The sequence below is a fragment of the Variovorax sp. GW821-FHT09B01 genome, from assembly GCF_059418345.1.
This window is the reverse complement of record NZ_JBWKPQ010000015.1, coordinates 22,754-48,615: the sequence shown is the minus strand read 5'-3', so window position 1 is coordinate 48,615 and position 25,862 is coordinate 22,754. Positions and strand designations below refer to the sequence as shown.

Below are 25,862 nucleotides of genomic sequence, written 5' to 3'. Positions count from 1 at the left end.
CCATCCCCCGCGCAAGGAACACCGCCATGGCCCGCCCCACCCTGCAACTGCACCCCCACAAAGAACCGGCCGTGGCGCACCCAGCGGCCACCCTGCTGCTGCTGCGTGACGGACCGCTGGGCGTCGAAGTGCTGATGACCCGGCGCTCGCCAAACGCCAGCTTCTTGCCCGGCGCCTATGTGTTCCCCGGCGGGCGAGTGGACGCCGACGACCACCAGACACACACGCTGGCGGGCGGACGCTACCGCACGGCGGCGCTGGCGGCGCTGCGGGAAACCTTCGAGGAACTGGGCATCCTGCTGGCCGTGCAGGCCGATGGCAGGCCCATCACCCGCACCCACCTTCAAGTGCTGGACCGCAGCCGGGCGCTGTACCCGCAACTGCAAGCCCAGGGCTGGTCACTGGCGGTCGATCAGGCGCGCATGCTGGCCTGCTGGACCACCGACCGCAGCGTGCCCAAGCGTTTCGACACCGTCTTCTTCGCTGCGCTGATGCCCGACCAGCAGGAACCGGTGGCCGACGAAATGGAGCAGTTCGAGCCGGTCTGGGTCCGGCCCCAGGATGCGCTGGCGCAGCACCAGGCCGGCAACTTTTTCATGATCTTCCCCACCATCCGCACCCTGCACTGGCTGTCGGCCTTCGAACAGGCCGGGCAGGCCCTGGCGGCCTGCACCGAGGACGAACCACTGTGGAACTCCACCCCCCGTGGTGGTCTGGTCGGCGGTCAACCGCAGCGCTTCATGGAACAGGACCTGCCCTACGCCGAGCTCGCGCTGGTGTGCCCATCCGGACAACTGGAACATGCGCTGGACTGGCAGCACGAACGGCCGGTGCCCCTGCTGCGGCACCTGCATCGCCTCACCGCCCCCAACGCCAGCGTCATGACCGGCCCCGGCACCAACAGCTACATCGTGGGTGACGCGGCCAGTGGCTACATCGTCATCGATCCGGGCCCCTTGCTGAACGACCATATCGAGCGCCTGCTGGCGTTCACAGCGGGCCAGATCACGGCCATCGTCTGCACCCACTCGCACGCCGACCACTCCCCCGCCGCACGGCCGCTGGCCCAGGCCTGCGCCCGCCTGACGGGCCGTACGCCGCCCGTGCTGGGTCTGGCCAGCGCCGCCACCGCCCGCTCCACGGCAGCCTTCGCCCCCGACCGCGCGCTGGCCGACGGCGAGCGCCTGATGCTGCACGATGGCGAGCACCACAGCACCCTGCGCGTGGTCCATACCCCAGGGCACGCCGCCAACCACCTCTGCCTCATCCTCGAAGAAGACGGTCTGCTGTTCTCGGGCGACCACATTCTCAGCGGCAGCACCACCATCATCGACCCGCCCGACGGCGACATGAGCGCCTACCTCGATTCGCTGGACCGCTTGGCGCAGGCCTGCGAAGAGGACGGTATCGAATTCATCCTGCCGGCGCACGGCCACGTCATCGGCTGGGCGGCGCAGTCCATTGCGCAGCTCAGGGCGCACCGCCTGCGTCGCGAGGCCACGGTGCTGGCGGCCATGCGCGCCGTCCCGCAAGGCAGCCTGGACGACTGGCTGCCACTCGCCTATGACGACACGCCCGCAGCGCTCTGGCCACTGGCGCGCCGTTCGTTGGCGGCCCACGTGCAACGCATCGAACAACTGGCGATGCTTTGAATCCCCTACGATTTTTAAACAAGCCTCAGGAACCCCATATGAATGCCAACGCCCCCCACCTTGACCGCATCGCCGCTTACAAGAAAAGCTGGAACGACAACCCCTTTCTGAAGGCGCAAGGGCTGGAAGTGGAAGAAACAGGCGTGGGCAGAGCCATTGTGCGACTGCCCAAAGCCCTCCCCACCCAACGCGGCGGCGGCGGTTCGGACACCGTGATCAATGGCGGCGTCATCTCCTATATGTTTGACGGCGCGCTGGGCTGGGCGATCATCTCCTCGCTGCTGGACATGCCTGAGGTGGCCGACATTGACCCCTTCGAGCTGCGCCAGTTCACGATCAACCTCGACATCACCTTCCTCAACGCTGCCTTGGGCGATAGCTTTGAGGCGCGCGGCAAGGTGGTGCGCATCAGCCGCACGACGGCATTTGCCGAAGGGGAGTTCCTGGATGCCCATGGCACCGTCTGCGCCACAGCCAAAGGTATCTGGCGTGTATTCTGGCCACGCAGTCTTGCCACCACCCCGCGCTGACCCCACTCCCCCAATCAACTGGAGACATTCATGAAAAAAGACACCCTTCGCATTGGCAGCGCCTCGGGCTTCTGGGGCGACTCTGAGTTCGCCGCCGCCCAACTGGTGCAGCACGGCAACATCGACGTCCTGGTGTTCGACTACCTGGCCGAAATCACCATGTCGCTGCTCAGCCGCGCCAAGGTCAAAGACCCGGCACTGGGCTATGCACCGGATTTCGTGACCGCCCTCCAGCCCCTGATGAAGGAACTGAAGTCGCGCGGCATCAAGGTCATTGCCAACGCGGGCGGCGTCAACCCATCGGCCTGCCGCGCCGCGCTGGTGGCGGCAGCCCAGGCCGAAGGTGTCGATCTGAAAATCGCCGCCGTACTGGGCGACGACCTGATGCCTCAGGTAGAGGCACTGCGCTCGGCCAACACCCAGGAGATGTTCGCGGGCAGCCCCTTTCCACAAAAGGTCATGAGCGCCAACGCCTATCTGGGCGCCTTCCCGATCGCCGCGGCGCTCGATGCCGGCGCCGACATCGTGGTCACGGGCCGCTGCGTCGACAGCGCGGTCACGCTGGCGCCGCTGATCCATGCCTTTGGCTGGGCCGCCACCGACCACGATCTGCTCGCGCAGGGCAGCTTGGCCGGCCACCTGATCGAGTGCGGCACACAGACCACCGGCGGCAACTACACCGACTGGGAGTCGGTACCGGGCTGGGACGACATGGGTTTTCCCGTCGCCGAGTGCCGCGCCGACGGCAGCTTCATCATCACCAAGCCCGAAGGCACGGGCGGGCTGGTCTGCCCCTCCACGGTAGGCGAGCAGATGCTCTATGAAATCGGCGACCCGCGCGCCTACATCCTGCCCGATGTGGTGTGCGACTTTACCGGCGTGACACTGACGCAGGTCGGCCCCGACCGCGTCGAGGTCAAGGGCGCGCGCGGCCTGCCGCCGACCGACCAGGCCAAGGCCAGCATCACCTACGCCGACGGCTTTCGGGCCATGAGCCTGTTCATGATCGGCGGCATCGATGCCGGCGCCAAGGCGCAGCGCGTGGGCGCCGCCATGCTGGCGCGCGTGCGGCGCCACTATGCGCAGCGCGGTTGGCCCGACTTCACCGAAACCTGTGTCGAGGCCATCGGCGCCGAAGACACCTACGGCCCCCACGCGCAGCCCGATGCGCGCGAAGTGATGCTCAAGGTCGGCGTGCGCCACCCGGTCAAGGACGCGCTCGAACTGTTTTCGCGCGAAGTGGCGCCGCTGGCCCTGATGTCGGCACCGGCCATCACCGGTTTCACCGGCGGCCGGCCCAAGGTGCAGCCGGTGGTGCGGCTGTTCTCCTGCCTGGTACCCAAGGCACAGGTGGCCGCCAGCATCGACATGGGCGACCAGACCGTGGCGGCACCGCCATGGCACGGCCAGGCGTTTGATCCGGCGACCCTGCCCCAGGTCGACGGCCCGCTGCCTGACGCCGACGCCTATGCGCGCGGCACGCGGATAGTGCCGCTGGTGAAGCTGGCCTGGGGCCGCAGTGGCGACAAGGGCGACGCCGCCAACATCGGCATCTTGGCGCGCAAGCCCGCTTACCTGCCCTTCATCCGCGCCGCCCTGAGCGAGCAGGCGGTGGCGGCCTGGTTCGCCCACCTCGTCAAGGGCAGCGTGCAGCGCTTTGATCTGCCTGGCACGCACGCGCTGAATTTTCTGATGCACGAAGCCCTGGGCGGCGGCGGCATCGCTTCGGTTCGCATGGACTCGCAGGGCAAGGCCTTTGCCCAGATGCTGCTCGATTTTCCGGTACCCATTCCAGCCGACATGGCTCTTTGAGAACGTTCAACCACTAACCCAAGACGGAGTCACAAACCATGAACACCCCGGCCACCACCGCCATTGCCAACACCGCTTCCGCAGCCCTGCGTGATCGCATCCGCGACGTGCAGGAAGCCGCCCGCGGCGTCACCACCCTGTACCCACGCAGCTACATCCTGCAGTGCATCAAGGAAGACCGCTTCCCCGACGAGCTGTGGCTAAAGCTCGGCGAATTCGGCCTGCTAGGCCTGTCGGTTCCGGAAGAGTACGGCGGCTCAGGCGGCGGCGTACTGGAGATCACCGCGCTCAATGAAGCCCTGGCGCTGGCCGGCGTTCCCACGCTGTTTCTGGTCGTCACCGGCCTGGGCCGGGTGCCAATCATGCGCAACGGCACACCCGAGCAAATCCGCAAGTTCGTCACGCCCACCTGCACCGGAGAGAAGAAACTGTGCTTTGCCATCACCGAACCCAATGCCGGCACCAACAGCTTTGCCATGACCACACTGGCAACACCGGACGGCGATGGCTGGGTGCTCAATGGCCAGAAGGTCTTCATTTCTGGCGCGCGCGATGCCGACTACATGCTGGTGATTGCCCGCACCACCAAGGCAGGCGAGGTGAAAAACCGCACCGAAGGCATCTCGCTGTTCGTGCTCGACATGAAAACGCCCGGCATCCAGCTCACGCAACTCAACATCCAGGTCGAGACCGCCGAGCGCCAGTACATGGTGTTCTTTGACAACGTCAAACTGCCCGCCGACGCGCTGATCGGCGAAGCCGGCAAGGGCGCCAAGCTGATGTTCGAAGGCCTGAACTCCGAGCGCCTGCTGGCCGCCGGCGCCGCCATCGGCCTGGGTGACTATGCGCTGGCCAAGGCGGTGGCCTACTCGAAAGATCGCAAGCCATTCGGCAAGCCGATCGGCTCCTACCAGGCGCTACAGCACCGCATGGCGCAGGCCAAGGCGCAAATCGAGGCGGCGCGCCTGATGACCTACAACGCCGCCGAGCACTTCGACGCCGGCGAGGACGCCGGTGCGCATGCCAACATGGCCAAGCTGTTAGGCTCGCAAGCGGCAGTAGCCGCCGTCGAGGCCGCGATGCAAACCCACGGCGGTTACGGGTTCGACCGCGACTACGACATCGTTACGCTGTGGCCCATGGTGCGCCTGCTGGAAATCGCGCCCATCAACAACGAGATGCTGCTCAACTACATCGGCGAACATGTGCTGGGCTTGCCGAAGTCGTACTGAGCCGATGGCCGTCATCCCCGGCGCCGACCAGCCGGACCAAGGTTCGCAACACGGTCGAGGCCTCCGTCCGCCGCTTTCGGGCTGGCCTGAGCTTACGAACCGGCACCTTTGGCAGGCGTCGCTACTCGTTTGCGGATGATGTGTGCCGCGCGCTCCCTTCCCACTTTCGCAGCAACCAAGCGGCCGCGAGGCCGCCCACGCAAGACGCCGCAAGAGCGAAATGAAGGCAACCGCCGCCAAGATATCGTCAAGGCTGCGGCCAAACTGTTTCGACGCAACGGCTTCAACGGCACGAGCACGCGCGACATCGCCTGCGCCGTTGGCATGCATTCCGGATCACTGTTTTGTCACTTCAAAAGCAAGGATGCGCTGTTGTATGAGGTGATGCAGGAAGGCATGCGTAGCGCGCTGGCGCGCCAGACGATCGTGCTCCTTGCCGAACATGACGCTGCGACTACGCTGCGGCAATTGATCCGATCGCATTTCGATACGCTACTGGGGCCGAGCAGAGACTTCATGCATGCGGTGCTCTACGAGTCCCGCTCTCTCAACAGAAGGCAGCAGAATGTCATCGCGAAGCTGCAAGGTGACTACGAAGCGACATGGACGCCCGTGCTCCAAGAACTCGCGTCGACCGGCTGCTTGCAAGGCGAGGTGTCGCTTGCGCGCCATTTGATGTTCGGACTATTGAACGGGTCAGCGCTGTGGTTCAATCCTAAAAAGGGAATCTCGATTGATGCCCTGACCGACGCAGTGGTAGCCCTGTGCATACAAGCCCCCCCGGCAATCCGGACTTGATTTTGTTAGCCTTGAAGTCCCCTCGAATTTCTGAGCCAGTCAGAAGTAGAGGTTGGGAAACTGTTTTATACGGTACTCGACCGGTGGAACACGGCCCAAGGATTCATGGGGTCGATGATGGTTATATCGGTGCAGCCAATCGGCCGGGTTCTGTCGCGATAGCGGATGGGGGGCGTGCTGACTTGTGCAACGACCTCTCAATTCAAATGGTCAAGCTATAGAACTGTTGTGCGACCGACGTGGTTGACCCTTTGGGGCAGTTCATCTGCCCCTTGCGAATCATGTGCATGGTCTCGATATCCGTGATCAGTCGACGGGCCGTGTGGAATGTCTTGAACCCCATCATGTGCCTGCCCCGCACCTTCGCTGGCTGACGGCGCCACCGCAGTTGGTCGGCTCGGACTTGTATCGGACCGTGAATCGGCGTAATCTGGTGTTCAACTGGCGTTTGGACTCGCCAGGCTTGGTGCATCAGCGGCAACCAAGCCCACAGGCTGCATAGAACACAACTTCTCTTGCAGTTTGAGTACAACTTCTCTTGTGTAAGCGCAGTGCGTTCGCGCAAGACATTTTGACCCTAGATCTGGGGTCAAATAGCAGCTGAATCCCCTCCTTTCGTGCCAGTTTCAGGGGCCGCTGTGCAAGAGAAACTGGCCCCTAATGGCGATTTCAAGAAATTTTCGCCCGTGATTGCCTTCAGTGCTGGGGTCAGCAATGACACAACGGCAACTGATCGGAGTGCGCACGGCAGCCAGTGCCTTCACTGCGCTGCCTCCAGCAAACGGGAAGGAGAGTGATCCAAACCTTGGGAGGCCTTACGCGACCTGACAAATTGGGATGCGTTCGCGCAGATCACCCTGAATGAGCATGGTTTGCCGACGTGGCTACGGGTTCGCCCAGGCATCTAATCGCATACGTACTTCGGCGTGAGGAAGACGGCAGCGGCGATCGGACGATATGCGTGTCAGGCCCTCATGGAGCGCAGCCATCGAGATTCCCCCGGATGCAACCATCTGATCCAGTATCCAGAGTAGTCCATAAACGGTCCTTCGACGCGCGGTGGCCTCACTGCGAAGAATCCTGTCGCCCGTCACGAGAGCGTGATCGGCGCGGGTCGCGCAGCTCAGCGCGAAGCAATCCGGCAACGAGAGCGCTTTGCGCTCGGTGCGAAGTTGCTGCGCAAAAGCCACCTCCTCAGAGGTCAGCGCGACCACGCCCAAGCCCAGCTTTCGCAGGAATGGGCCGTTTTCCGGTTCCAGTTCCCTCTCATACAAGAGATCTGGAACAACCATCGTCAATCCACAGGAAAAAGCAGCCTCGAGCAGCCCGCCCCGTTCCAAGTCGATCAGTATGGATGTGTCGGAGACCAGGATGATCATGGCGATCTATACGATTTGTCCCATCAGACGCCGATCAAGCTCACGAACGCTGATATTGAGAAGCTCGGCCGCTTTGGCCTCGGATATGACGGCTTCGGCGACTGCTCGCAGACACATGCGCTCCATCCGTAACGGCACTTCTGCGGGCAGTGAGTAAGGCTCCGCCGATGCCGGCCCATTCCACCCCAGGCCGCGAATCTGCGCCCACAACCTCCCGTAGGCGGCCTTCGTCAGCACGCCCAACTGCGAACAACGCACGACCAGCGAAGCCACGCTGACCTTGAAGATTTTCTTCAACTCGGCCAACTCGCCCAACGAAATAGACGTGCGGTGTTGACCCAGTAGCCGCAACACCATGTCCTTCGCCATGAGAAAGGCACCGGCGAACCGATCCGCAGCCTTCTCCTGATCCGCTTCGCTAAGACCACTGAACCGCAGCACGAGGTGAGCGAGTTCGTGTGCCAGCGTGAACCGCTGCCTTTCTCCGTTGTGGTGCTGATTGACGACAATGACCGGTACGTCCCCATGTTCAGGCCGCGTGACGAACGCCTTGGAGCCCGAAACGGCGATGGGAAGGTCCAACGCGATCACCTTGACCCCTTTGTCCTCCAGCAGCTCGGCCATGATGGGAATCGGGTCGATGCCAAGTGCCCAGAGTTCTCGCAGGGCATAGGCGGCCCGCTCCGCATCTTCGATTCGATGGATTTCGAACTCTACGGCGCCAGGGGCAATCCATGCTTCGTCTAGCCCGGGGAACAGTTCCTCCAGCTCCAGATAGCGCTCGACCTGATCCAGGATGGCGGCCTCGACCGCGCGCTCTTCCTTCACGCCGGCATGCGGTGCCTTGCGGAAGTCCACCCCCGTCAGCTCGATTTCTCGCTCGCTGAGAAGGAATTCCGGCGAGACGCGAAGCGCCCGCCCCAGTGCGAGCAGCACCGTCGAACTGGGCATCATTTCATCGCGCTCGTACTTGCCGATGGCCTGCGCCGACACCTGCCCATGGATGGCGGCTTCGAGGTCGCGCAGCGACAGGCCCAGCGCTTCGCGGGACCTTTTAAGCCGATTTCCGATCATGATGCTCTCCGATTTTTGGTTTACAGATTGACTGCTTGAATTTTATTTTGTAAACTCCATTTCGTCAATCCATTGGAGGTTCCAAATGGCAAATCGAAACAATGTTCACATCGTTATGCGCGGCGCTCAGTGGGGAGCCTTGCGCGAAGGCGGGCAGCGCGCAAGCCAGGTCTTCGACACCCAGGCGCAGGCGATCCAGACAGGACGCGAGATGGCCCGGCAGGGTCAGGGCGAACTGCTGATTCACGGGCAGGACGGGCGTATCCGTGCCCGGGACTCCTACGGCAACGATCCGTGCCCGCCAAAGGACGCCAAGTAGGCGGACTGTTGTAACAGCCAGAGGTTACCTGCCCGGCACATGCGCGGAGGCGGGCACCAAAAGCATCAACCCAAGGACAAATTCATCATGAATGAAGCAGCAGACAAATCTCCGGGCAAGAAGGACGTCACCGTCATCTTCAACGGCCGTGCGAAGGTTGTGGAGAAGGACTTCCTGACCTTTGCGGAAATCGTCGCCCTGTCATTCGACAACCCGCCCACTGGGGATGGCGTCGATTTCACGATCCAGTACACCAAGGGTCACTCGGGCAAGCCCAAGGGGTCTCTGGTGGCTGGCGAGTCGGTCAAGGTCAACGATGGGATGGAGTTCGATGTCACGCCGACCAATCGCTCGTAGTCCTGACCTGCAAAGGCTGCGCCAGGACGGTTACGACCTCGAATGCAAAGGGGCGTACCTTCTCATCAAGGACATTCCCTACGCCAATGCACAGCGGCAGATCAAGCGTGGAATATTGATCTCCGGCCTGGAGCTGGCGGATGACGCGACCAAGAAGCCGGAAACCCATGTGACCTACTGGACCGGGGAGCATCCTTGCCTGAGCACCGGCGCAAAGATGACCTCCATCGAAAATGGGAGCCCCGCCCAATCGTTCGGTGACGGGATTCAGGCCGACTTCACGTTTTCCGCCAAGGCCGACTATCGCGACTACCACCACAAGATGACGACGTATATCGAACGCATCAGTGGAGAAGCCCGGATGATCGATCCGTCCGTGACGGCAATGACGCATCCGGTGCATTTGGCGGGCGAGGAAGAGACCTTGTTCAACTACATCGACACGGCTTCTGCCCGGGTGAACGTTGGCGCCCTCAACGAAAAGCTGGCCCGGCTTCGCGTGGCCATCGTCGGGTTGGGCGGCACGGGCGCCTATGTTCTGGATTTCCTGGCCAAGACTCGTATCGCGGAGATCCACCTTTTCGATGGCGATGTGTTTGAACAACACAATGCGTTCCGTGCGCCGGGTGCTGCGTCCATCGGAGACCTGAGAGCACACAGCACGAAAGTCCAGTACTGGGCGCGTGTCTACGGCGAGATGCGTGCCGGCATAGTTGCCCACCCCCGCTTTCTGGACAGCTCAAACGCCAGCGAGTTGCAGGGGTTCGACTATGTGTTCCTGTGCATGGACTCCAGCCAGGCCAAGCGTGAGATCGTTGCTGCGCTGGAACAGATGGGAACACCGTTCATCGAGACGGGCATGGGTGTGCTGCGCAATGACGATCAACTGAGGGGACTCGTCCGGGTGGTCACGAGCACGCCACAGACCAGGAATCAGGCCCGCCCTCACATTTCCTTTGCAGATGGCAATGGCGCAGAAAACGAATACTCGACGAACATCCAGATCGTGGAGTTGAACGCTTTGGCCGCCTCAATTGCCGTTATTCGCTTCAAAAAGCTCGTCGGCTTCTATGCCGATAGTTGTCACGACTACCGATGCGGCTACTCGATCAGCGCCAACGAAATTGTGGCTGAGGGAGTGTAATGGCTCGACTGAACCGCATTCAGCATGAGTATGTCGATTTCATTCCGGCTCGTCTGGAAGGAGGCCGACTCTACATTTCCATGAAGTATCGGACAGCGACACATCTGTGCTGCTGCGGCTGCGGCATGGAAGTCGTGACGCCGCTGAATCCAGCGAAGTGGCACTTGAGCGATCACGGAGCCACTGTGTCTTTGCATCCGTCCATTGGCAACTGGAGCTTTCCCTGTCGGTCGCACTATTGGATAACCTCCGGAAAAGTTCTATGGGCAAGTGCCATGTCCGAAGGGCAGATCAGGCGAGTGCGGGCGGGCGACCATCGCGCAGTGGAAGTGGAAGCACAAAGAGAGTCCAGGGTGGATCAGCCCAGAGAAGAAACTACGCAGTCGGCGTCTTGGGTGACGCGTTTTATTGAGTGGTTACGTCGGCTTTTGTAGTAGGGTTCTGTCGCTTACTGGCAATTGGAGGCCATACGCACCCTGGCGAGTCTGGGAGGCGTTCGCGCCGATTTCACGGGACCCTTGCAAGAGAAACTGGCCCTTGATGGCGATTTCAAGTAAATTTCGCCCGTGATTGCCTTCAGTGCTGGGGTCAGCAATGACAAAACGGCAACGGGTCGGAGTGCGCACGGCAGCCAGTGACTTCACTGCGCCGCCACAGGTCGACATCACCCAATGGGTCGAGGTCGATGAGGCAGCGTTGCCTCCAGCAAGGCAGCGGCAATTCCTCAACCGCAAACGTGCCATCGTGCTGTACCTGGGCGGGGCCAACGAGGCTCAACTGCTCCAGGAAACCGGCCTGAAGAGGCGCAACGTCTACCGCATCATCGTCGAGCGCTGCCTGCAGCAGCAGGATGACGGCACGCTGCTGGGCTGGCGAGGTGCATTGCCGTTTCTGCGGATCAAACCCTACACCCGTGAAACACCTCCAGTGATCAGTCCATGGGGCGGAGGCGCGGCCGGCGCGCTCCAATGGATCTTTTCTTCACCGGGCGGCCAAGACCTTGAAGCCCGCTTTCGCCGGCAGATCCTCCTCAAGGGCCCCGCACTGGCCACGGCCAAGCAACCCAGGCAAGCGCTGTTTCGCTGGTTCATCGAGGAGCTGCGCAAGCTCGGCAATGAAGAGCGTGGGGAGTGGCCGTTCAACGTGGATCGCTTGGGCTACGTCACGATCAACACCTTCATTTCCAAGGTGCTTGCCCAGAACCCCAAACGCCAGCTCGAGATCCTGGGCGGCCAGAACGCTGTTCGCAAAGCCCGCGCAGGTGACGGTGTCGAGCGCCCAAGGTTGCAGGCTTTTGGGAGAGTTGAATGCGACGCACACAAGCTGGATGCGCGCATGGTGGTGATGGTCCCATCTCCTCACGGCGGGACCGAGCCGCGCAAGATCCATCGACTTTGGGTTGTCGTCATCATGGAAGTGGCGTCCCGCGTGGTGCTGGGCTACCACCTGAGCCTGCGCCGGGAGTGCTCGGCCGAGGACGTGCTGCGCGCTGTCAAACACGCACTCTCGCCATGGACCCCGCGTGACCTGCAGTTCAGCGACAACGCCTACGTCGACAAGGCTGGCTTTGCCTCCTATCGGTCGCCTCGTTTTCTGGGGGCCTGTTGGGACGAATTCAGTGTCGATGGTGCCTTGGCCAACATCTGCAACCGCGTCGAACAGCCCATGCATGATGTGGTCGGCGCCCGGGTTCTGAAACCACAAGACACCACAACGTTCGCCAGCCGGCGCAGCTTGGACGACCGTCCTTTTGTCGAGTCATTCTTTCGGCGGCTGGCCGACGGTGGGTTTCATCGGCTGTCGCCAACCACAGGTGGCTCACCAAACGATGTCCGGCGCGCCGATCCGGACGCGGCAGCCCAAGCCACGCAGTTTCAACTCGAGTACGCCGCTGAGTTGCTCGACACCATCATCGCCAACTACAACGCAACACCCCACAGCGGCCTGGGCTACCGCAGCCCACTCGATCAGCTCGAGTGGTTGTGCGCACAGAGAGAAACACACGTGCGCGTGGCGGACCCCGGTGCCGTCCGCAGGATGGTGGGCGTGCGCAAGTTGTGCACCCTGCTCGGAGGTGTTGCCACCGGACGGCGCCCCCATTTCAACTTTGCCAACGCCCGGTATTCGGCCGAGTGGCTGTGCCTGCGCACCGACCTCATAGGTAAGAACCTCTGGCTCCACATTGAGGATGAGGACGATGCCCGCTACGCCAGCGTTTCAAACGCACAGGGTCTGTACCTGGGTACCGTGCGCGCGGCCCCGCCTTGGCATCAAACACCTCACACGCTATACATCCGCCAAGCGATACGTGCACTGCACAAACGGCGCCTGCTGCACCTGTCCAGCCACTGCGACGCCATCGAAGAGTTGGTGCATTACGCGGAATCTTCGCCTGACAAAAAACTGCCCGCCCACCCAGCCTACCTTGAAGCCAGGCGCGTCTTGCAGCGCCACGCCGAGTCGAAGGCCGGCCAATCCATGGTGTCGCTGGCCAGAAGCGCACTCACAGCCCAGGCAGGGTCAGCGCCGCCAGCGCCTGAACCAGTGACAGAGCCAGCGCGACCTCAACGGCCGACACCATCCGTCGCCATTGGACCCGCTCCGCCAAGCGCCCTCCCCCCACCCAGAACGGCCCAGCAGTGGTGATTGAACCCCAGACCGCCGCAGCACTTGTTCCGGCACATATCGCGCCGGAGCACCCCATCGTGACCCGCGACTATTCGCTGTTCACACTGGCCATCCATGACATGGCCAATACGATGGCCGGTTGGCTGGACGATCAGGCCGACGGTGCCACCATTTTTGGCCCGTCTCGGTTCGGCAAATCCAGCGCAGTCAACCATTGGCTGCAGCGGCTGCTGTCCGAGCGGCACGGGGGATTTGTACCCATGGTGGTCTGGAGCCACATCGATTCCGGTACGGCGCAGTCGGTGGGCCGGTTCTACGCGAATCTGCTGCAGGCCAGCCAACATCCGCTGGCTCACGCGGTTCGTAGTCCACTCGACCGCCAGCACATGCTCATCGAGCGCTGGATGGCCATGGCCGCTCAAGGTCGGGGGCGTTTTCTGGTGCTGGTCATTGACGAGGCGCAGGCCATGACCCAGCGTGAGTGGATCTGGCTGGTGGAGCTGCACAGCACGCTGGAGAGACAGCGCATCCGCCTGTGTGTCTTTTCCGTCGCCTCGCTGCAATTCTTCGACGAACCCATGGGAATGGCCTTGTCCGGTGGCGCCCATGTTGCTGCCCGCTTCATGCTCTTGTCCAAGCCTTTTCATGGGGTGCGCAACGTCCAGGGAACTGGCCTATGTGATGGCCGGCTACGACAACACATGCTGGCCTCCAGGATCGGATATCTCCTACTCCGCAGGCCTGGCACCCAAAGCATGGGCCGCAGGCCAGCGCATGGAGCATCAGGCAGACGCCCTCTTCAACGCGATGGTCGATGAACTGCCTGAGCGCTACGCTGGACCCCTCGATTTCCCGATGAAGACTGTCGCACACGCCTGCCGGCACGTGCTCTTGCGGCTGGCCGGCGGCGCGGAGTGGGACGACGTCACGGCGCCCGAGTCCTGGCAGGCCATCGTGGCCGACAGTGGTCACAAGCCCTTGATGGCCATTGTGTCGGCTGCCGCTCCCAAATTGCGACCCAAGGTGACGGGGTGATGCATGGCCTCACTGTGCCCATGACCGATGCTGCGACCGAGTTGGCCGCCGGTTTGATCGCCACTCTGACCTGGTACCGCGGCAGCATCAGACCCTACGCGTCGCTGTGGCACACCCTCATGCGTGTGGCCGCCCTGAACGGGCACAAGGCAGGAGAACTGCCCGGCTGGCCCGCCAGCCTCACAGCACCCCAGCACCGTCGACGCCTGCACCCGCTGCACAACCCCAAGTGCGCCTTCAACACCGAGGCGCTGGCGCACGCGCTCGGTGAGCCGCTGGAGGTTTTTCGGTGGTCTCACCTGGGCGCTCTGCCCTCGTGGATGCGGCCGCTGGTGGCCCAGGGTTTTCGGGTTTGTCTGACTTGCCTTGATGAGGGATATCACTCTGCCCTGTTTTCACTTCGGCTGCTGCAGGACTGCCCCATCCACAACCGCCCTCTGCTTGAGCGCTGTCACTGTGGCCGCGCGTTCCCCGACAAGCTCACGACTGCCGACCTGAACCTTCGAGCTTGCTGCCCATGCGGTCAGTTCACTTTCTTCACACCCGAGGTCTGTCGTGTTCCCCGCCTGACCCCGCCCCAAACACAAGCACTTGACGCCGTTGTTCAATGGCTGGATCAGTTGTCGCGCGTCGTCAGATCCTCCGCATGGCGAGAGCTGGCCCCGTTGTCACGCGAAGCGCTGACCTCGCACGTGGTGTGGGAACTCTCCAGTGCCTTGGGGCTGGCATACCCAAAGTGCATGACCTGCCAAGCCGAAGCAGCACCCCCGGCCTGGCGGTCATTCCGCCACGCATCTACATACGATTTGCCCCTCCAAACGAAGAAAATTCGGCGTCACCACCCTGCGCCGCCCAGACCCACGTACTGGGCAGAAACGCCAGCAAACCATGTCTACAAGTCAGTCGCTCGCTACCTGCGCAGTCATGGAGTTCGCCATGGCGATCGCTGGGGTCAACAATTCCAATTCCTGCCAAGCGGTGACGAGAAGCGACTTCTGCACCACAACCCCGAAGCGGTTCCTGCATGGACCGAGTGGATGTGGGCACAACAGGTGGAGCCGCAGGCGCGCGAACGACGCTGGCCCTACCGGCCTCCAGGGCCAGACAAGGCCAATACGCTGTACGGCGGGTTGGGGCCCACCGGCTTTTATGCCTGTCCGTTCACATTGCGCGGAGCGTCCATATCGCCGCACTCTCCCTTACACATTTGGCTGGAATACCAGGCGGCCGGCTTCACCCTGCTCCAGCTCTGGCGTTCAGCCCATTTTCAGGCACGGGCAGGTGTGGATCACATATTGCCGGAGGATGCGACGCCAGCGATTGAGCCCTGCGACTGGTCCGCTGCTCAGCAGCCCGGTGGCCACTGGGTGTTCATTGGGCACCCTGCGGCCAACAACCCTACGTCTGTCGGTTGGCCCAGCTTACCCCTTCCCAACAAGTCCGCCCGGGAGTACGCTTTCAGGAAAGCGCTAGACAAAACATGGAAGTCGGTGTTGAGCGTGTGCGTGGGGCCATGTTTGACTTGGCTCCCTCAAGCCGGTTGGACAGTCTCTCAGGCGGCGCAGCCCAGCGCCATGCCCTGCAGGCGGCTCAACTTGCTGGGTCTGCCAGGGAAGAAACCGGTGTTTTGGGTGTTTGAGGCGGGCGACGGGTTCGTTGCTCGCATGTGCGGCGCCAAGCTGCAGGTGTTTGGCGGCACGCCGAAGGAAGCGATCACAGCGCTGAGGAAGTGGTACCCCTCCTTTCAGCGCATGCAGGGTGTTTTGACACCATCACTGCTGGAACAGGTCGGCCCATAGGGCCTGGTCCAGGCGGCCATCCGACCTAGGGTCAAAATGGCTTGCAGAAGTAGGGTCAAATTCACTTGGGCGAACGCTGCTTCCATGCTCGGGCTGCTGCTGACCGTGGTGCTGCTGTTCGGCTTTCAGGGCCCGGTGATCCTGGCCCAGCCCATGCTGATTGCGCTGATTGCCGTGCCCATCCTGATCCAGTCCTACGCCATTTTCGCCCTGGGTTATGCCTGGGCCTGGGCCTGGCGTCTGCCGCACCCGATTGCCGCGCCCTGCGCGCTGATCGGTACGTCCAACTTCTTCGAGTTGGCGGTGGCCGTGGCTATTGGCCTGTTTGGCCTGAACTCGGGCGCGGCGCTGGCCACCGTGGTTGGCGTGCTGGTCGAGGTGCCAGTGATGCTGTCCCTGGTGGCTTTTGCCAACCGCACGCGCGTGCGTTTTGCAGCGTTATGACGAATGTCGGCAAACGGGTATCTGGAACCTCTCACCTAAGGAGCCCATCTATGGACAAGCCGAATACCTGCTGCACCCCTGCGACGCAGCCCAACGTATCGTTGACACCAATGAGTGACGATGCGCATCGCCGTACCGTGCGAAATGCCTATGCCCAGGTGGCTCAGGCCAGCGACAAGGGCCAAAGCAGCGGCAATGCTTCGAGTTGCTGCGGCGTCAGCGACGATGGCGCCATCAACACGCTCATCTCCACCCGTCTGGGCTACAGCCAGGCCGACTTGGATCTGGCGCCTGCTGGCGCCGATATGGGCCTGGGCTGCGGCAACCCCAAGGCCATTGCCGCACTGAAGCCGGGCGAAACAGTCGTCGACCTGGGATCGGGCGGCGGCTTCGACTGCTTCCTGGCCGTTGGCGAGGTCGGGCCTAGCGGCCAAGTGATCGGCGTTGACATGACCCCGGAGATGGTCTCCAAGGCGCGTGCCAACGCCCTGAAGGGGCAGTACGGGAACGTGGAGTTCCGCCTCGGCGAGATCGAGCACCTGCCGATTGCCGATGCTGTTGCCGACGTGGTGATCTCCAATTGCGTCATCAACCTGTCGCCCGACAAGCCCCAGGTGTTCCGCGAGGCTTTCCGCGTGCTCAAGGCCGGGGGGCGGCTGGCCATTTCCGACGTGGTCGCGACTGCCCCGCTGCCCGAGGACATGCGCAACGATGCCGCGCTCATTGCCGGGTGCATGGGCAACGCATCGCTGATTGCCGACCTGGAGGCGATGATGCGTGCCGCCGGATTCGAGCAGATCCGCATCCAGCCGAAAGACGAGTCGAAGACCTTCATCGAGGACTGGGCGCCGGGACGCAAGGTCACCGACTTCGTCGTCTCGGCCACGATCGAAGCCATCAAGCCGGGCACCACGCCGTCGCATCTCTCATGACTGAAGGGCCCGTGGGTGCTAAAGCGCCTGTGGGCCTTGGCGAGCTGGAGAGTGTCATGGCCCGCGCTGCCTCGCCTATGGGCCGATTCGAACGCTACCTGCCGCTTTGGATGGCGCTGTACGTTCCGAGCGGCCCAGCCTTGGGCCACCTCATGCTTGGGCTGCTCAGCATATTGGCAACCATCGAATACGCCTGGGCCACTGGAACACAGATCCCCAACCCTACGAATTTCTGAGTCGGCATACAGCAATGAATCCAATCACTATTTATCACAACCCCGCCTGCGGCACATCGCGCAACGTGCTCGCCATGATCCGTAACAGTGGCGAGGAGCCTGTCGTCATCGAGTACCTGAAGACACCGCCCGACCGGGCCACGTTGACAGCGCTGATCGCCGCCATGGGCGTGCCGGTACGTGCCGTCCTGCGCGAAAAGGGTACGCCTTATGCCGAGTTGGGTCTCGATGACCCGAAATGGAGCGACGAGCAGTTGATCGGATTCATGCTCCAGCACCCCATTCTTATCAACCGCCCCATCGTGGTCACGCCGCTGGGCACCATGCTGTGCCGGCCTTCGGAGACGGTGTTGGACATCCTGCCCCAGCCGCAGCGCGGTGCATTCAGCAAGGAAGACGGCGAAGCCGTCGTGAATGCGGAAGGCCGCCGTGTCTGAATCCAGAGTTGACCTGCCCAATATCGGCACCGCGCTGTTCCAGCAACCCGATGCCCAGCGGCTGATGGCGCCCGAGCGTGCCACCCACGCGCCGCGCTTCCTGCTGCTCTACGGCTCTACTGCGCGAACGCTCGTTCAGCCGCCTGGCTGCCGAAGAAGCGGCGCGCATCCTGCGTGCGCTCGGTGGCGAAACGCGAATGTTCAACCCCTCGGGCCTGCCGCTGGTGGACGATGCGCCTCACGATCACCCGAAGGTCAGGGAACTGCACGAACTGGTGCAATGGGCCGAAAGCATGGTGTGGAGTTCGCCTGAGCGCCACGGCGCCATGACCGGCCTGATGAAAACGCAGATCGACTGGATTCCACTGTCCATCGGCGCGGTGCGCCCCACTCAGGGCAAGACGCTGGCGGTGATGCAGGTATCGGGCGGTTCTCAATCCTTCAATGCCATCAACCAGATGCGCGTGTTGGGCCGCTGGATGCGGATGCTGACCATTCCCAACCAGTCCTCGGTGGCCAAGGCATACCAGGAGTTTGATGAAGCAGGACGCATGAAGCCCTCTGCCTATTACGACCGCATCGTGGATGTGATGGAAGAGCTGATGAAGTTCTCGCTGCTCACGCGCGATGTGGCGCCCTATCTAGTGGATCGCTACAGCGAGCGCAAGGAAAGCGCCAAAGCCCTGAGCCGGCGGGTCGATCAAGCGGCGATATGAGAACTCATGTGTTGGCTCCTTGCTGAGGCGCAGCCCAGGCTGATCCATGCACGGCTGGTGATGCGCAACAACGGCTGCGCCTCTTGTGCCGCCTTGACGATATGCGGCTGGCGTCAGGGGCGTACCTCTGAAAACGGGTAGCCCGCAGATCGCATTCCTGGCTGACCGTGCGGCGGCGCGCCGCCAAGGTATCGGCATCGCAACAGAAGAGCCGATGTCATGCCCGCAATCCAAGTATCCCGGCGTCTGGTCGGCGCTGGTCTCCTGGCTGCAGCGCTAGCCAGCGGCTGCGCCACCACGACCGCGCCACTGGTGCCAAACGCCATAGAAGAAGTCGCCTCCGTTCCCGAACCCGAGGCCTCTGAGTTCATTCCCGTCGTGCGCTATGGCCGCTACACGCTGGTCGAGCTGGCACCCTCGGCGGCGCAGCGTGACTTGCTGTTGCAGACCATCGACGTGTCTATGCCCGAGGATGCCCGTGCCACGGTCGGCGACGGGCTGCGGCATGTACTCAAGCGCAGCGGCTACCAGCTTTGCGAGACCGCGCACGCGGTGACCGCGCTGTACGCGCTGCCGCTGCCAGCGGCGCATCTACATCTCGGCCCCATGACCTTGCGCGATGCGCTGCTCACCCTGGCCGGCCCGGCCTGGGAAGTGCACGCAGATGACCGGACACGGCAGGTCTGCTTCGAGCAGCCCGGTCGCGATGCAGGCACCGAGCCGGTTCCCGGGCTGCCCGCCGCCGAAGCGGCGCAGACGTTCCCGCTGCCTCCTTCCATTTCGGGAGGCCAGCCATGAACCCCACGCAGTCTCTCCGGCGCCCGACCTTCACCGTGGTGGTGCAGAGCCTGCTGTGGCTTTGGCTGATTGGCCTCAGTGTCTTCGCACTTCGGGGCCACCAGGCGATAAACGATCAGGCCGACCAGCAGCGGCTCGACACCCGGCTGCAACGCCTCGAAGCCCAGGTAGCCGGGCTGGCCGCGACCATGCAGCAGCAGCCCGCAGCCGCCACCGCCGCAGGCCTGCAGGACACCCGCCAAGCGCTGGAGGCACGCATCGCCCAAATCGAGCAGACGATGGGCGGTCATGCCACTGCCGACGACGTTCTGGCGCTGCGCAAGGAGGTCGAGCAGATCAGGGCACGCCAGACCACCCCGCGTGCCACAACGCCAGCCCAGCGGCGCTCCCCGAGCCAACCCGTCACCGCCAAGCCCGAGCCGCCGCCACTGCCGTTCCGCATTGTCGGCGCCGAACTTCGCGCCGGCCAGCGCAGCCTGTCCGTCGCGCCGAGCAGCGGGGACTTCACGCCCGACCAGCTTCAGGTGCTGCTTCCAGGCGATGCGATCGGCTCGTGGCGCTTGCAGGCGGTCGAGGGCAGCACCGCCGTGTTCCAGACCGGCGACCAGACCCGTCGCGTGGCGATCCCTTGAGCTGAGGACACGACATGAAGCCAGCCATCATCCTTTCCGCGCTTCTGCTCGCGTCTGCCCAGTTGCCCGCCGGGGCGCAGCAGCCGGCCACGGCTCCCGCCGGCAATGCGCACAGTCAGGAGCGCTCGCTGATCGCCCACGCCCTGGACGACCGGGTGACAAGCGAATGGGGCCTGCAACCGCAGGAGTGGGCGCGCTACCGCGAACTGATGGACGGGCCGCTGGGCATCTACTCGCCCAACCTGGACCCGCTGTCCGCCCTGGGCATCGAGGCGCGCACCGACGAGGAACGGCACCGCTACGCCGAGCTGCAGGTGCAGGTCGAAGCGCGCCGCGTCGAGAAGCTGCTCGCCTACCAACGTGCCTACGACGAGGCCTGGCAGCGCCTGAATCCCGGCATGCAGCGGGTGAACCTGCCTGACGACAAGCCCGGCGCCGCCACAAGCGCCAACCCCTTGCGCGGTTCAGGCCGCACGGCAGTATTCGTCAAGGACGGCTGCGCGGCCTGCGGACAGCTTGTGCAGCGCCTGCAATCCTCCGGCACCGAGTTCGACCTGTACATGGTCGGCAGCCGCCAAGACGACACGCGCATCCGCGACTGGGCCAAGCGTGCGAACGTCGATCCGGCGCGCGTGCGCAGCGGTGGCATCACGCTCAACCATGATGGCGGGCGGTGGCTGTCGCTGAGCTTGCCCGGAGACCTTCCAGCAGTCGTGCGCGAGGTGAACGGTCAATGGCAGCGCCAGCCGTAGCGGCCACCTCCGTTTCGCAGTGCTTGCGCGCACTGGTGCTCGCGGCGGGCCTGTGCGCCTGCGCCGCCCATGCCCAAGAGATTCCGCCACCGGCCTATCAACTTGCGGCCCAGCGCGCGGGCATTCCCTCGACGGTGCTCTACGCGGTGGCCTTGCAGGAGAGCGGCATCCGCCGCAACGGGCGCATCGTCCCGTGGCCGTGGTCGCTCAACGTCGCCGGCCAGTCGCACCGCTTCGCCACCCGTGCCGACGCCTGCGCCGGTTTGCAGCAGGCAATGCACTCCACGCCGCACACACGCATCGACGCGGGCCTGGGCCAGATCAACCTCGGCTACCACCAGCAGCGCTACGCCAGCCCGTGCGACCTGCTCAACCCATACAGCAACCTCGCCATCGCCGCTGAAATCCTGAAGGAGCAGCACACATCTGGCGAGGACTGGTTACTGGCAATCGGTCGCTACCACCGTCCTGCGGGTGGAGAACCTGCCGCCCGCTATCGGCGCAGCGTGTCGCGCCACCTTGCCCGTGTGCAGGGTACGCGCCCAACCGCCGCAGCCCTCGCCGCGCACCAGGAGACATCCCCATGACGAAGTTCCCTCTGGCCAATCTCACACTGAAGGGCCTGCTCGTGCTGCTGGCGGCTCTGCCGCTGGCCTCGCGTGCCGGAGAGCCGCTGATTGTGGTCGAAGACCGTGGCGGCACGTCGGCGCTGCCGTACTACGAGGCTCTGAACCTTCAGCCGCGCGCCGATGCCCCGGCCCAACCGCCCATCCCGATGCTCCCGGTGCCCGTCACGCCCATGGGCGAGGCCGCGATGTTGCCGGTGCGCAGCGCCAAGCTCACGCCTGGCACCGTCGCGCGGCGCGTGATCGAGGCACCGGGTCTGCGGCCTTTCGTGGTCGTCGGCGACGACGAGGCTTCTCACGCCTGGCTTCGTCGTCAGGCGGCCTCGCTGCGCGAGCGCGGCGCGGTGGGCCTGGTGGTTAACGTCGAGACCATGCAGGGCCTGGCACGGCTGCGTGCCCTGGTGCCCGGCGTCCCCCTTGCGCCTGTGGCCGGTGACGACCTGGCCGAGCGCCTGGGTCTGCGGCATTACCCGGTGCTGATCACAGCCACCGGCATCGAGCAATGAAGCCATGTCGGGGAAACAGCCGGTTGAGGTTCTGCTGCGCCCAGCGGTGGAGTTCTATACCGTCGCGGCGTGTGCAGGCGCCGCGTTTCTGTCCCTGGTGGCCCCGTGGTCGCTCGCGCTGAGCCCCGCCATGGGCGTCGGCAGTGCGCTGGCGTTCTGCATCTACGGTGCCATCCGCTACCGCGATGCCCGCGTCATCCTGCGCTACCGACGCAACATTCGCCGCTTGCCGCGCTATGTGATGACCAGCAAGGACGTGCCGGTCAGCCAGCAGCGTCTGTTCGTGGGACGCGGATTTCTGTGGGAGCAGAAACATACCCATAGGCTGATGCAGACATACAGACCGGAATTTCGCCGCTACGTCGAGCTGACGCCGGCCTACCGGCTGGCGCGCAGGCTGGAGGAACGGCTGGAGTTCGCGCCATTCCCGCTGTCCCGGCTACCTGCGCTCACGGGCTGGGATGTGCCTTTCAACCCGGTGCGCCCGCTGCCGCCTGTGGGCGGCCTGCCGCGCCTGCACGGCATCGAACCCGATGAGGTGGACGTCAGCCTACCGCTGGGTGAGCGCGTCGGGCATTCGCTGGTGCTGGGCACCACGCGCGTGGGCAAGACGCGGTTGGCCGAGTTGTTCGTGACTCAGGACATCCGGCGCAAGAACGCCGACGGCGAGCACGAGGTCGTCATCGTCATCGACCCCAAGGGCGACGCCGATCTTTTGAAGCGAGTGTACGTCGAGGCCAAGCGCGCGGGGCGCGAGGGCGAGTTCTATGTCTTCCACTTGGGCTGGCCCGACATTTCCGCGCGCTACAACGCCGTGGGCCGCTTTGGGCGCATCAGCGAGGTGGCCACCCGTGTTGCAGGGCAGCTCTCCGGGGAAGGCAACAGCGCGGCATTTCGCGAGTTTGCATGGCGCTTCGTCAACATCATCGCCCGCGCCCTGGTGGAACTGGGCCAGCGCCCGGACTACATGCTGATCCAGCGCCATGTGATCAACATCGACGCGCTGTTCATCGAGTACGCCCAGCACTACTTCGCCAAGACCGAGCCCAAGGCCTGGGAGGTGATCGTCCAGATCGAGGCCAAGCTCAACGAGAAGAACATCCCGCGCAACATGATCGGGCGCGAAAAGCGCGTGGTGGCGCTGGAGCAGTACCTCTCGCAGGCGCGCAACTACGACCCGGTGCTCGACGGCCTGCGCTCGGCAGTGCGCTACGACAAGACCTACTTCGACAAGATCGTCGCATCGCTGCTGCCGCTGCTGGAGAAGCTCACCAGCGGCAAGATCGCCCAGCTTCTGGCCCCGAACTACTCCGACCTGGCTGACCCACGCCCGATCTTCGATTGGATGCAGGTGATCAGGAAGCGCGCCGTGGTCTATGTCGGCCTCGATGCGCTGTCCGACGCCGAGGTCGCCGCGGCGGTCGGCAATTCCATGTTCTCCGACCTGGTTTCGGTCGCCGGCCACATCTACAAGCACGGGATCGACGACGGCCTGCCGGGCGCATCGGCTGGCTCGCGCGTGCCGATCAACGTCCATGCCGATGAGTTCAACGAGTTGATGGGCGACGAGTTCATCCCGCTGATCAACAAGGGCGGCGGCGCTGGCCTGCAAGTCACCGCGTACACACAGACGCTCTCGGACATCGAAGCACGCATTGGCAACCGCGCGAAGGCCGGTCAGGTGATCGGCAACTTCAACAACCTGTTCATGCTGCGCGTGCGCGAGACGGCTACCGCTGAATTGCTGACCCGGCAATTGCCGAAGGTCGAGGTCTATACGACCACCATCGTCAGCGGCGCGACCGACAGCTCCGATATTCGTGGAGCGACAGACTTTACGTCAAACACCCAGGACCGCATCAGCATGTCCAGCGTGCCGATGATCGAGCCATCGCACATCGTCGGCCTGCCCAAAGGCCAGTGCTTCGCGCTGCTGCAGGGCGGTCAGCTTTGGAAGGTGCGTATGCCGTTGCCGGCGCCAGACCCGGATGAAGTGATGCCGGCGGACTTGCAGCAACTGGCCGGGCACATGCGCCAGAGCTACAGCGAGGCCACGCAGTGGTGGGAGTTCACCAGCTCCCCGGTCTTGCAGGACGCGGCCTTGCCGGACGATCTGCTCGATGAGACGGCCATCGCCACACCCATCACCGGCACGGGCGACACGGCCAGCGAAGAGGCCGCGCCATGAGCGATGCCGCCTCGACTGCGCAGCGCGAGCAGAACCGCCGCCAGGGCCTGATCGTCGGCACCATTACCTTGCCGTTCCGGCTGCTCGGGGTGCTGGTCGGCTCGCTGCTGTTCTCTATCCTGATGGAGTGCATCGGCATGCACCTGTTCTGGAAGGATCAAGGCTGGCAGCACTCTCAGCAAATGTTGCAGTACGAGCTGGGGCACCTGTCCAACCACTTCACGCGCAGCGTAGTCGTGCAGGAGCCGGGGCGCACGGCGCATGAGTTGGTGGACACTGGCTACGAATGGGTGTTCGTGCGATCGGGGCTGCTGGAGCGCATGAGCCAGACCGCCGAGCGCGCCCGTGCGCCCAGCCAGGGGCAAGCGCGGAACTTCCGCTACTTCATCAGTCAGGTCTATGTCTGGACGGAGAGTTACTTGATCGCCGCAGCCTTCACGACGCTTACTTTCCTCGTGCGCCTGCTGGTCCTGGCGCTCACGCTGCCGCTGATCTTCACAGCAGCGTTTGTTGGTTTGATCGACGGCTTGGTGAGGCGTGACGTTCGCCGGTTCGGCGCGGGCCGCGAATCCGGCTTCCTCTACCACCGAGCGAAAGCCAGTCTGATGCCGCTGGCCGTGCTGCCTTGGGTCACGTACCTGGCCTTGCCGATCTCGGTACATCCGCTGCTGATCCTGCTGCCGAGCGCGGCCTTGCTGGGACTGGCCGTGAGCCTGACTGCAGGGAGCTTCAAGAAGTATCTCTAGGCCATCAATCCGGTCATCCGCAGGTTCTTATTGTTTGCGGCTTGATACGCCTCTGATCGCCACGATCAAGCCATTGCTGATCACACAGGAATGGCGCGATGTTGGCTCCGATCTGGCTGCGCGCCGCGCATCGCGGCGTGCCCACTTTTCTCGTGACGGCCCTTCTGATGGGCCAGTTCCCGATGGCGTTGGCCGAATCCCCGGCACAGCGCCAGGAGCTGGTCGCTGCGCTGCGCCAGCTCGATGCGCTGAAGCGCACCGTCGCGGGTGGCGCCGCGCATGCCTCCATCCAGCCGGGCGAGCGCTACCACTTCGATTACCCGCGACTGCTGGCTGACCTAGAGCGTATGCGCACCGGCATCCAAGCCCATCTCACACCGTCACGCGCCCAGCCGCGCGACCTTTTTGAACTGGCTGGCGAGTACCGCACCGAGCGGGCCGCCCCGCCATCGCTGCCGACGACTGAGCAGGGCAGACCATGAACGGCGCCCAGGTCTCGGCATTTCAAGCCAACAGCGGCATCGCGCCGTCCGCGATGGCGACCGTTCTGGTCGGCATCGTGTTTGCGGTTCTGCTCGTCTGGGGCGTCTGGGCCATCCGAACGGCCTACGTGGGGTGGGCCGAGAACCGCCTCAACCAGCGCCAGTTCCTCGGCGTCGTCGTGCGCTTTGTCGCGATGTACCTCGTCCTGACGTTCTTCCTCCTCTCCTGACCTGAAGGGATTGACCATGCCAAACCACATCTTCACTACTCGTTTTGTCCAACGCGCCGCCGTCGCCCTGGGTGCCGCCGCGCTGCCCGCGCTGACGTTTGCGCAAGGGCTGCCGCAGTTGGAAAACCCAACCCGCGGCGCCGGCAGCGGCATCATGGAAACGATCAGGAACTACGGCTACGACATCATCATGCTCGTGGCCCTCCTGGTGGTGGCGTCGATGTTCATTGGCGTGTGCTACCACGCCTACGGCACCTACGCGGAAATCCACACCGGCCGCAAGACCTGGGGCCAGTTCGGTCTCACGGTCGCCATCGGCGCCGTCCTGCTCGTGATCGGCATCTGGCTGCTCACCGAAGCCACCGGCATCCTGTAAGC

General features: G+C 63.7%; 29 protein-coding genes and 3 pseudogenes. 28 read left to right on the top strand and 4 right to left on the bottom strand.

Annotation, left to right across the window (positions count from 1 at the left end):
* Positions 1–26 precede the first annotated feature (26 nt).
* The 5 genes from AC07RV_RS30980 (at position 27) to AC07RV_RS30960 (ending at position 6,024) form a co-directional block, all read left to right on the top strand.
* Complete coding sequence (locus AC07RV_RS30980) at positions 27–1,652, top strand: MBL fold metallo-hydrolase (protein ID WP_204734831.1); 1,626 nt, start codon at positions 27–29, stop codon at positions 1,650–1,652.
* Positions 1,653–1,690: 38 nt separating this feature from the next.
* Positions 1,691–2,182, top strand: coding sequence for a PaaI family thioesterase (locus AC07RV_RS30975; RefSeq protein ID WP_204734832.1), 492 nt, complete (start codon positions 1,691–1,693; stop codon positions 2,180–2,182).
* A gap of 30 nt (positions 2,183–2,212) precedes the next feature.
* On the top strand, positions 2,213–3,994 hold the full coding sequence (locus AC07RV_RS30970; protein ID WP_444852530.1) for an acyclic terpene utilization AtuA family protein: 1,782 nt from the start codon (positions 2,213–2,215) through the stop codon (positions 3,992–3,994).
* Between the two features lie 38 nt (positions 3,995–4,032).
* Positions 4,033–5,226 (top strand): acyl-CoA dehydrogenase family protein, encoded by a 1,194-nt coding sequence (locus AC07RV_RS30965; protein WP_204734834.1) that lies wholly within the window; start codon positions 4,033–4,035, stop codon positions 5,224–5,226.
* A 108-nt stretch (positions 5,227–5,334) separates the two neighbouring features.
* Entirely contained in the window at positions 5,335–6,024 is a 690-nt protein-coding gene (locus tag AC07RV_RS30960) for a TetR/AcrR family transcriptional regulator (RefSeq protein WP_310309189.1), read from the top strand.
* Positions 6,025–6,063: 39 nt separating this feature from the next.
* Here the strand turns inward: AC07RV_RS30960 and AC07RV_RS30955 are convergent, their stop codons facing one another.
* The 4 genes and pseudogenes from AC07RV_RS30955 to AC07RV_RS30940 all read right to left on the bottom strand — a co-directional run bounded on the left by AC07RV_RS30955 (position 6,064) and on the right by AC07RV_RS30940 (position 8,477).
* The gene (locus AC07RV_RS30955; protein WP_204734835.1) at positions 6,064–6,225 is read right to left on the bottom strand and encodes an integrase core domain-containing protein; all 162 of its coding nucleotides are present in this window, start codon (positions 6,223–6,225) and stop codon (positions 6,064–6,066) included.
* A 1-nt stretch (position 6,226) separates the two neighbouring features.
* Positions 6,227–6,388: pseudogene (locus AC07RV_RS30950) on the bottom strand (IS6 family transposase); the annotation flags it as partial.
* 520 nt (positions 6,389–6,908) lie between these two features.
* Positions 6,909–7,403, bottom strand: a complete 495-nt coding sequence (locus tag AC07RV_RS30945; protein ID WP_444852531.1) for a PIN domain-containing protein — start codon at positions 7,401–7,403, stop codon at positions 6,909–6,911.
* Between the two features lie 6 nt (positions 7,404–7,409).
* Entirely contained in the window at positions 7,410–8,477 is a 1,068-nt protein-coding gene (locus AC07RV_RS30940) for a helix-turn-helix domain-containing protein (RefSeq protein WP_204735889.1), read from the bottom strand.
* A gap of 85 nt (positions 8,478–8,562) precedes the next feature.
* On the opposite strand from AC07RV_RS30940, the gene AC07RV_RS30935 reads away from it, so the two are divergent.
* From AC07RV_RS30935 to AC07RV_RS30825, 23 genes and pseudogenes are all read left to right on the top strand, one after another.
* Complete coding sequence (locus AC07RV_RS30935; RefSeq protein ID WP_310309847.1) at positions 8,563–8,796, top strand: DUF2188 domain-containing protein; 234 nt, start codon at positions 8,563–8,565, stop codon at positions 8,794–8,796.
* 87 nt (positions 8,797–8,883) lie between these two features.
* Positions 8,884–9,153 (top strand): multiubiquitin domain-containing protein, encoded by a 270-nt coding sequence (locus AC07RV_RS30930; protein WP_204735888.1) that lies wholly within the window; start codon positions 8,884–8,886, stop codon positions 9,151–9,153.
* Positions 9,128–10,297 (top strand): ThiF family adenylyltransferase, encoded by a 1,170-nt coding sequence (locus AC07RV_RS30925; protein ID WP_204735887.1) that lies wholly within the window; start codon positions 9,128–9,130, stop codon positions 10,295–10,297. Before AC07RV_RS30930 ends, AC07RV_RS30925 begins: the two co-directional genes overlap by 26 nt.
* Entirely contained in the window at positions 10,297–10,731 is a 435-nt protein-coding gene (locus AC07RV_RS30920; protein ID WP_374726535.1) for a ubiquitination-like system serine protease family protein, read from the top strand. The genes AC07RV_RS30925 and AC07RV_RS30920 overlap by 1 nt, the downstream gene beginning before the upstream one ends.
* A gap of 160 nt (positions 10,732–10,891) precedes the next feature.
* A complete protein-coding gene (locus AC07RV_RS30915; protein ID WP_444852532.1) occupies positions 10,892–12,943 on the top strand; it encodes a hypothetical protein in 2,052 nt (683 codons plus the stop codon).
* The gene (locus AC07RV_RS30910; RefSeq protein ID WP_444852533.1) at positions 12,937–13,743 is read left to right on the top strand and encodes an ATP-binding protein; all 807 of its coding nucleotides are present in this window, start codon (positions 12,937–12,939) and stop codon (positions 13,741–13,743) included. The genes AC07RV_RS30915 and AC07RV_RS30910 overlap by 7 nt, the downstream gene beginning before the upstream one ends.
* Positions 13,733–13,960, top strand: coding sequence for a hypothetical protein (locus AC07RV_RS30905; RefSeq protein ID WP_444852534.1), 228 nt, complete (start codon positions 13,733–13,735; stop codon positions 13,958–13,960). The genes AC07RV_RS30910 and AC07RV_RS30905 overlap by 11 nt, the downstream gene beginning before the upstream one ends.
* Before the next feature lie 20 nt (positions 13,961–13,980).
* Entirely contained in the window at positions 13,981–15,759 is a 1,779-nt protein-coding gene (locus AC07RV_RS30900; protein ID WP_444852535.1) for a hypothetical protein, read from the top strand.
* A gap of 81 nt (positions 15,760–15,840) precedes the next feature.
* Positions 15,841–16,203, top strand: a pseudogene (locus tag AC07RV_RS30895) (arsenic resistance protein); the annotation flags it as partial.
* Between the two features lie 50 nt (positions 16,204–16,253).
* Positions 16,254–17,135, top strand: a complete 882-nt coding sequence (locus AC07RV_RS30890; RefSeq protein WP_492714886.1) for an arsenite methyltransferase — start codon at positions 16,254–16,256, stop codon at positions 17,133–17,135.
* Between the two features lie 56 nt (positions 17,136–17,191).
* Positions 17,192–17,371 carry a hypothetical protein gene (locus AC07RV_RS30885; protein ID WP_077565971.1) on the top strand — a complete coding sequence of 60 codons (180 nt, stop codon included), beginning with the start codon at positions 17,192–17,194 and terminating at the stop codon, positions 17,369–17,371.
* 14 nt (positions 17,372–17,385) lie between these two features.
* Positions 17,386–17,808, top strand: a complete 423-nt coding sequence (arsC, locus tag AC07RV_RS30880; protein WP_077565969.1) for an arsenate reductase (glutaredoxin) — start codon at positions 17,386–17,388, stop codon at positions 17,806–17,808.
* A pseudogene (gene arsH / locus AC07RV_RS30875) lies at positions 17,801–18,524 on the top strand (arsenical resistance protein ArsH). The gene arsC and the pseudogene arsH overlap by 8 nt, the downstream one beginning before the upstream one ends.
* A gap of 219 nt (positions 18,525–18,743) precedes the next feature.
* Complete coding sequence (gene pilL2, locus AC07RV_RS30870; protein ID WP_077565967.1) at positions 18,744–19,322, top strand: PFGI-1 class ICE element type IV pilus protein PilL2; 579 nt, start codon at positions 18,744–18,746, stop codon at positions 19,320–19,322.
* Positions 19,319–19,954 carry a hypothetical protein gene (locus AC07RV_RS30865; protein WP_444852536.1) on the top strand — a complete coding sequence of 212 codons (636 nt, stop codon included), beginning with the start codon at positions 19,319–19,321 and terminating at the stop codon, positions 19,952–19,954. Before pilL2 ends, AC07RV_RS30865 begins: the two co-directional genes overlap by 4 nt.
* Before the next feature lie 14 nt (positions 19,955–19,968).
* Complete coding sequence (locus AC07RV_RS30860; RefSeq protein ID WP_106685112.1) at positions 19,969–20,706, top strand: TIGR03759 family integrating conjugative element protein; 738 nt, start codon at positions 19,969–19,971, stop codon at positions 20,704–20,706.
* Complete coding sequence (locus AC07RV_RS30855; RefSeq protein ID WP_106685111.1) at positions 20,688–21,293, top strand: transglycosylase SLT domain-containing protein; 606 nt, start codon at positions 20,688–20,690, stop codon at positions 21,291–21,293. Before AC07RV_RS30860 ends, AC07RV_RS30855 begins: the two co-directional genes overlap by 19 nt.
* Entirely contained in the window at positions 21,290–21,838 is a 549-nt protein-coding gene (locus AC07RV_RS30850; protein ID WP_444852537.1) for an integrating conjugative element protein, read from the top strand. Before AC07RV_RS30855 ends, AC07RV_RS30850 begins: the two co-directional genes overlap by 4 nt.
* A gap of 4 nt (positions 21,839–21,842) precedes the next feature.
* Positions 21,843–24,026 carry a type IV conjugative transfer system coupling protein TraD gene (gene traD / locus AC07RV_RS30845; protein ID WP_014596099.1) on the top strand — a complete coding sequence of 728 codons (2,184 nt, stop codon included), beginning with the start codon at positions 21,843–21,845 and terminating at the stop codon, positions 24,024–24,026.
* Positions 24,023–24,772, top strand: a complete 750-nt coding sequence (locus tag AC07RV_RS30840; protein WP_444852538.1) for a TIGR03747 family integrating conjugative element membrane protein — start codon at positions 24,023–24,025, stop codon at positions 24,770–24,772. Before traD ends, AC07RV_RS30840 begins: the two co-directional genes overlap by 4 nt.
* 98 nt (positions 24,773–24,870) lie before the next feature.
* Entirely contained in the window at positions 24,871–25,254 is a 384-nt protein-coding gene (locus tag AC07RV_RS30835) for an integrative conjugative element protein, RAQPRD family (protein ID WP_237506486.1), read from the top strand.
* A complete protein-coding gene (locus tag AC07RV_RS30830) occupies positions 25,251–25,484 on the top strand; it encodes a TIGR03758 family integrating conjugative element protein (protein WP_444852539.1) in 234 nt (77 codons plus the stop codon). The genes AC07RV_RS30835 and AC07RV_RS30830 overlap by 4 nt, the downstream gene beginning before the upstream one ends.
* Positions 25,485–25,500: 16 nt before the next feature.
* Complete coding sequence (locus AC07RV_RS30825) at positions 25,501–25,860, top strand: TIGR03745 family integrating conjugative element membrane protein (RefSeq protein WP_444852540.1); 360 nt, start codon at positions 25,501–25,503, stop codon at positions 25,858–25,860.
* The last annotated feature ends 2 nt before the right edge of the window (positions 25,861–25,862 follow it).

Coding starts and splice junctions, on each gene's coding strand:
- AC07RV_RS30855 (WP_106685111.1), top strand. CDS start 20,688: ATGGCAGCGCCAGCCGTAGCGGCCACCTCCGTTTCGCAGTGCTTGCGC.
- AC07RV_RS30970 (WP_444852530.1), top strand. CDS start 2,213: ATGAAAAAAGACACCCTTCGCATTGGCAGCGCCTCGGGCTTCTGGGGC.
- AC07RV_RS30825 (WP_444852540.1), top strand. CDS start 25,501: ATGCCAAACCACATCTTCACTACTCGTTTTGTCCAACGCGCCGCCGTC.
- AC07RV_RS30840 (WP_444852538.1), top strand. CDS start 24,023: ATGAGCGATGCCGCCTCGACTGCGCAGCGCGAGCAGAACCGCCGCCAG.
- AC07RV_RS30915 (WP_444852532.1), top strand. CDS start 10,892: ATGACAAAACGGCAACGGGTCGGAGTGCGCACGGCAGCCAGTGACTTC.
- AC07RV_RS30830 (WP_444852539.1), top strand. CDS start 25,251: ATGAACGGCGCCCAGGTCTCGGCATTTCAAGCCAACAGCGGCATCGCG.
- AC07RV_RS30900 (WP_444852535.1), top strand. CDS start 13,981: ATGACCGATGCTGCGACCGAGTTGGCCGCCGGTTTGATCGCCACTCTG.
- AC07RV_RS30835 (WP_237506486.1), top strand. CDS start 24,871: ATGTTGGCTCCGATCTGGCTGCGCGCCGCGCATCGCGGCGTGCCCACT.
- AC07RV_RS30890 (WP_492714886.1), top strand. CDS start 16,254: ATGGACAAGCCGAATACCTGCTGCACCCCTGCGACGCAGCCCAACGTA.
- AC07RV_RS30905 (WP_444852534.1), top strand. CDS start 13,733: ATGGTCGATGAACTGCCTGAGCGCTACGCTGGACCCCTCGATTTCCCG.
- AC07RV_RS30930 (WP_204735888.1), top strand. CDS start 8,884: ATGAATGAAGCAGCAGACAAATCTCCGGGCAAGAAGGACGTCACCGTC.
- AC07RV_RS30935 (WP_310309847.1), top strand. CDS start 8,563: ATGGCAAATCGAAACAATGTTCACATCGTTATGCGCGGCGCTCAGTGG.
- AC07RV_RS30965 (WP_204734834.1), top strand. CDS start 4,033: ATGAACACCCCGGCCACCACCGCCATTGCCAACACCGCTTCCGCAGCC.
- AC07RV_RS30945 (WP_444852531.1), bottom strand. CDS start 7,403: ATGATCATCCTGGTCTCCGACACATCCATACTGATCGACTTGGAACGG.
- AC07RV_RS30850 (WP_444852537.1), top strand. CDS start 21,290: ATGACGAAGTTCCCTCTGGCCAATCTCACACTGAAGGGCCTGCTCGTG.
- AC07RV_RS30940 (WP_204735889.1), bottom strand. CDS start 8,477: ATGATCGGAAATCGGCTTAAAAGGTCCCGCGAAGCGCTGGGCCTGTCG.
- AC07RV_RS30920 (WP_374726535.1), top strand. CDS start 10,297: ATGGCTCGACTGAACCGCATTCAGCATGAGTATGTCGATTTCATTCCG.
- AC07RV_RS30860 (WP_106685112.1), top strand. CDS start 19,969: ATGAAGCCAGCCATCATCCTTTCCGCGCTTCTGCTCGCGTCTGCCCAG.
- traD (WP_014596099.1), top strand. CDS start 21,843: ATGTCGGGGAAACAGCCGGTTGAGGTTCTGCTGCGCCCAGCGGTGGAG.
- pilL2 (WP_077565967.1), top strand. CDS start 18,744: ATGCCCGCAATCCAAGTATCCCGGCGTCTGGTCGGCGCTGGTCTCCTG.
- AC07RV_RS30885 (WP_077565971.1), top strand. CDS start 17,192: ATGGCCCGCGCTGCCTCGCCTATGGGCCGATTCGAACGCTACCTGCCG.
- arsC (WP_077565969.1), top strand. CDS start 17,386: ATGAATCCAATCACTATTTATCACAACCCCGCCTGCGGCACATCGCGC.
- AC07RV_RS30980 (WP_204734831.1), top strand. CDS start 27: ATGGCCCGCCCCACCCTGCAACTGCACCCCCACAAAGAACCGGCCGTG.
- AC07RV_RS30865 (WP_444852536.1), top strand. CDS start 19,319: ATGAACCCCACGCAGTCTCTCCGGCGCCCGACCTTCACCGTGGTGGTG.
- AC07RV_RS30925 (WP_204735887.1), top strand. CDS start 9,128: ATGTCACGCCGACCAATCGCTCGTAGTCCTGACCTGCAAAGGCTGCGC.
- AC07RV_RS30975 (WP_204734832.1), top strand. CDS start 1,691: ATGAATGCCAACGCCCCCCACCTTGACCGCATCGCCGCTTACAAGAAA.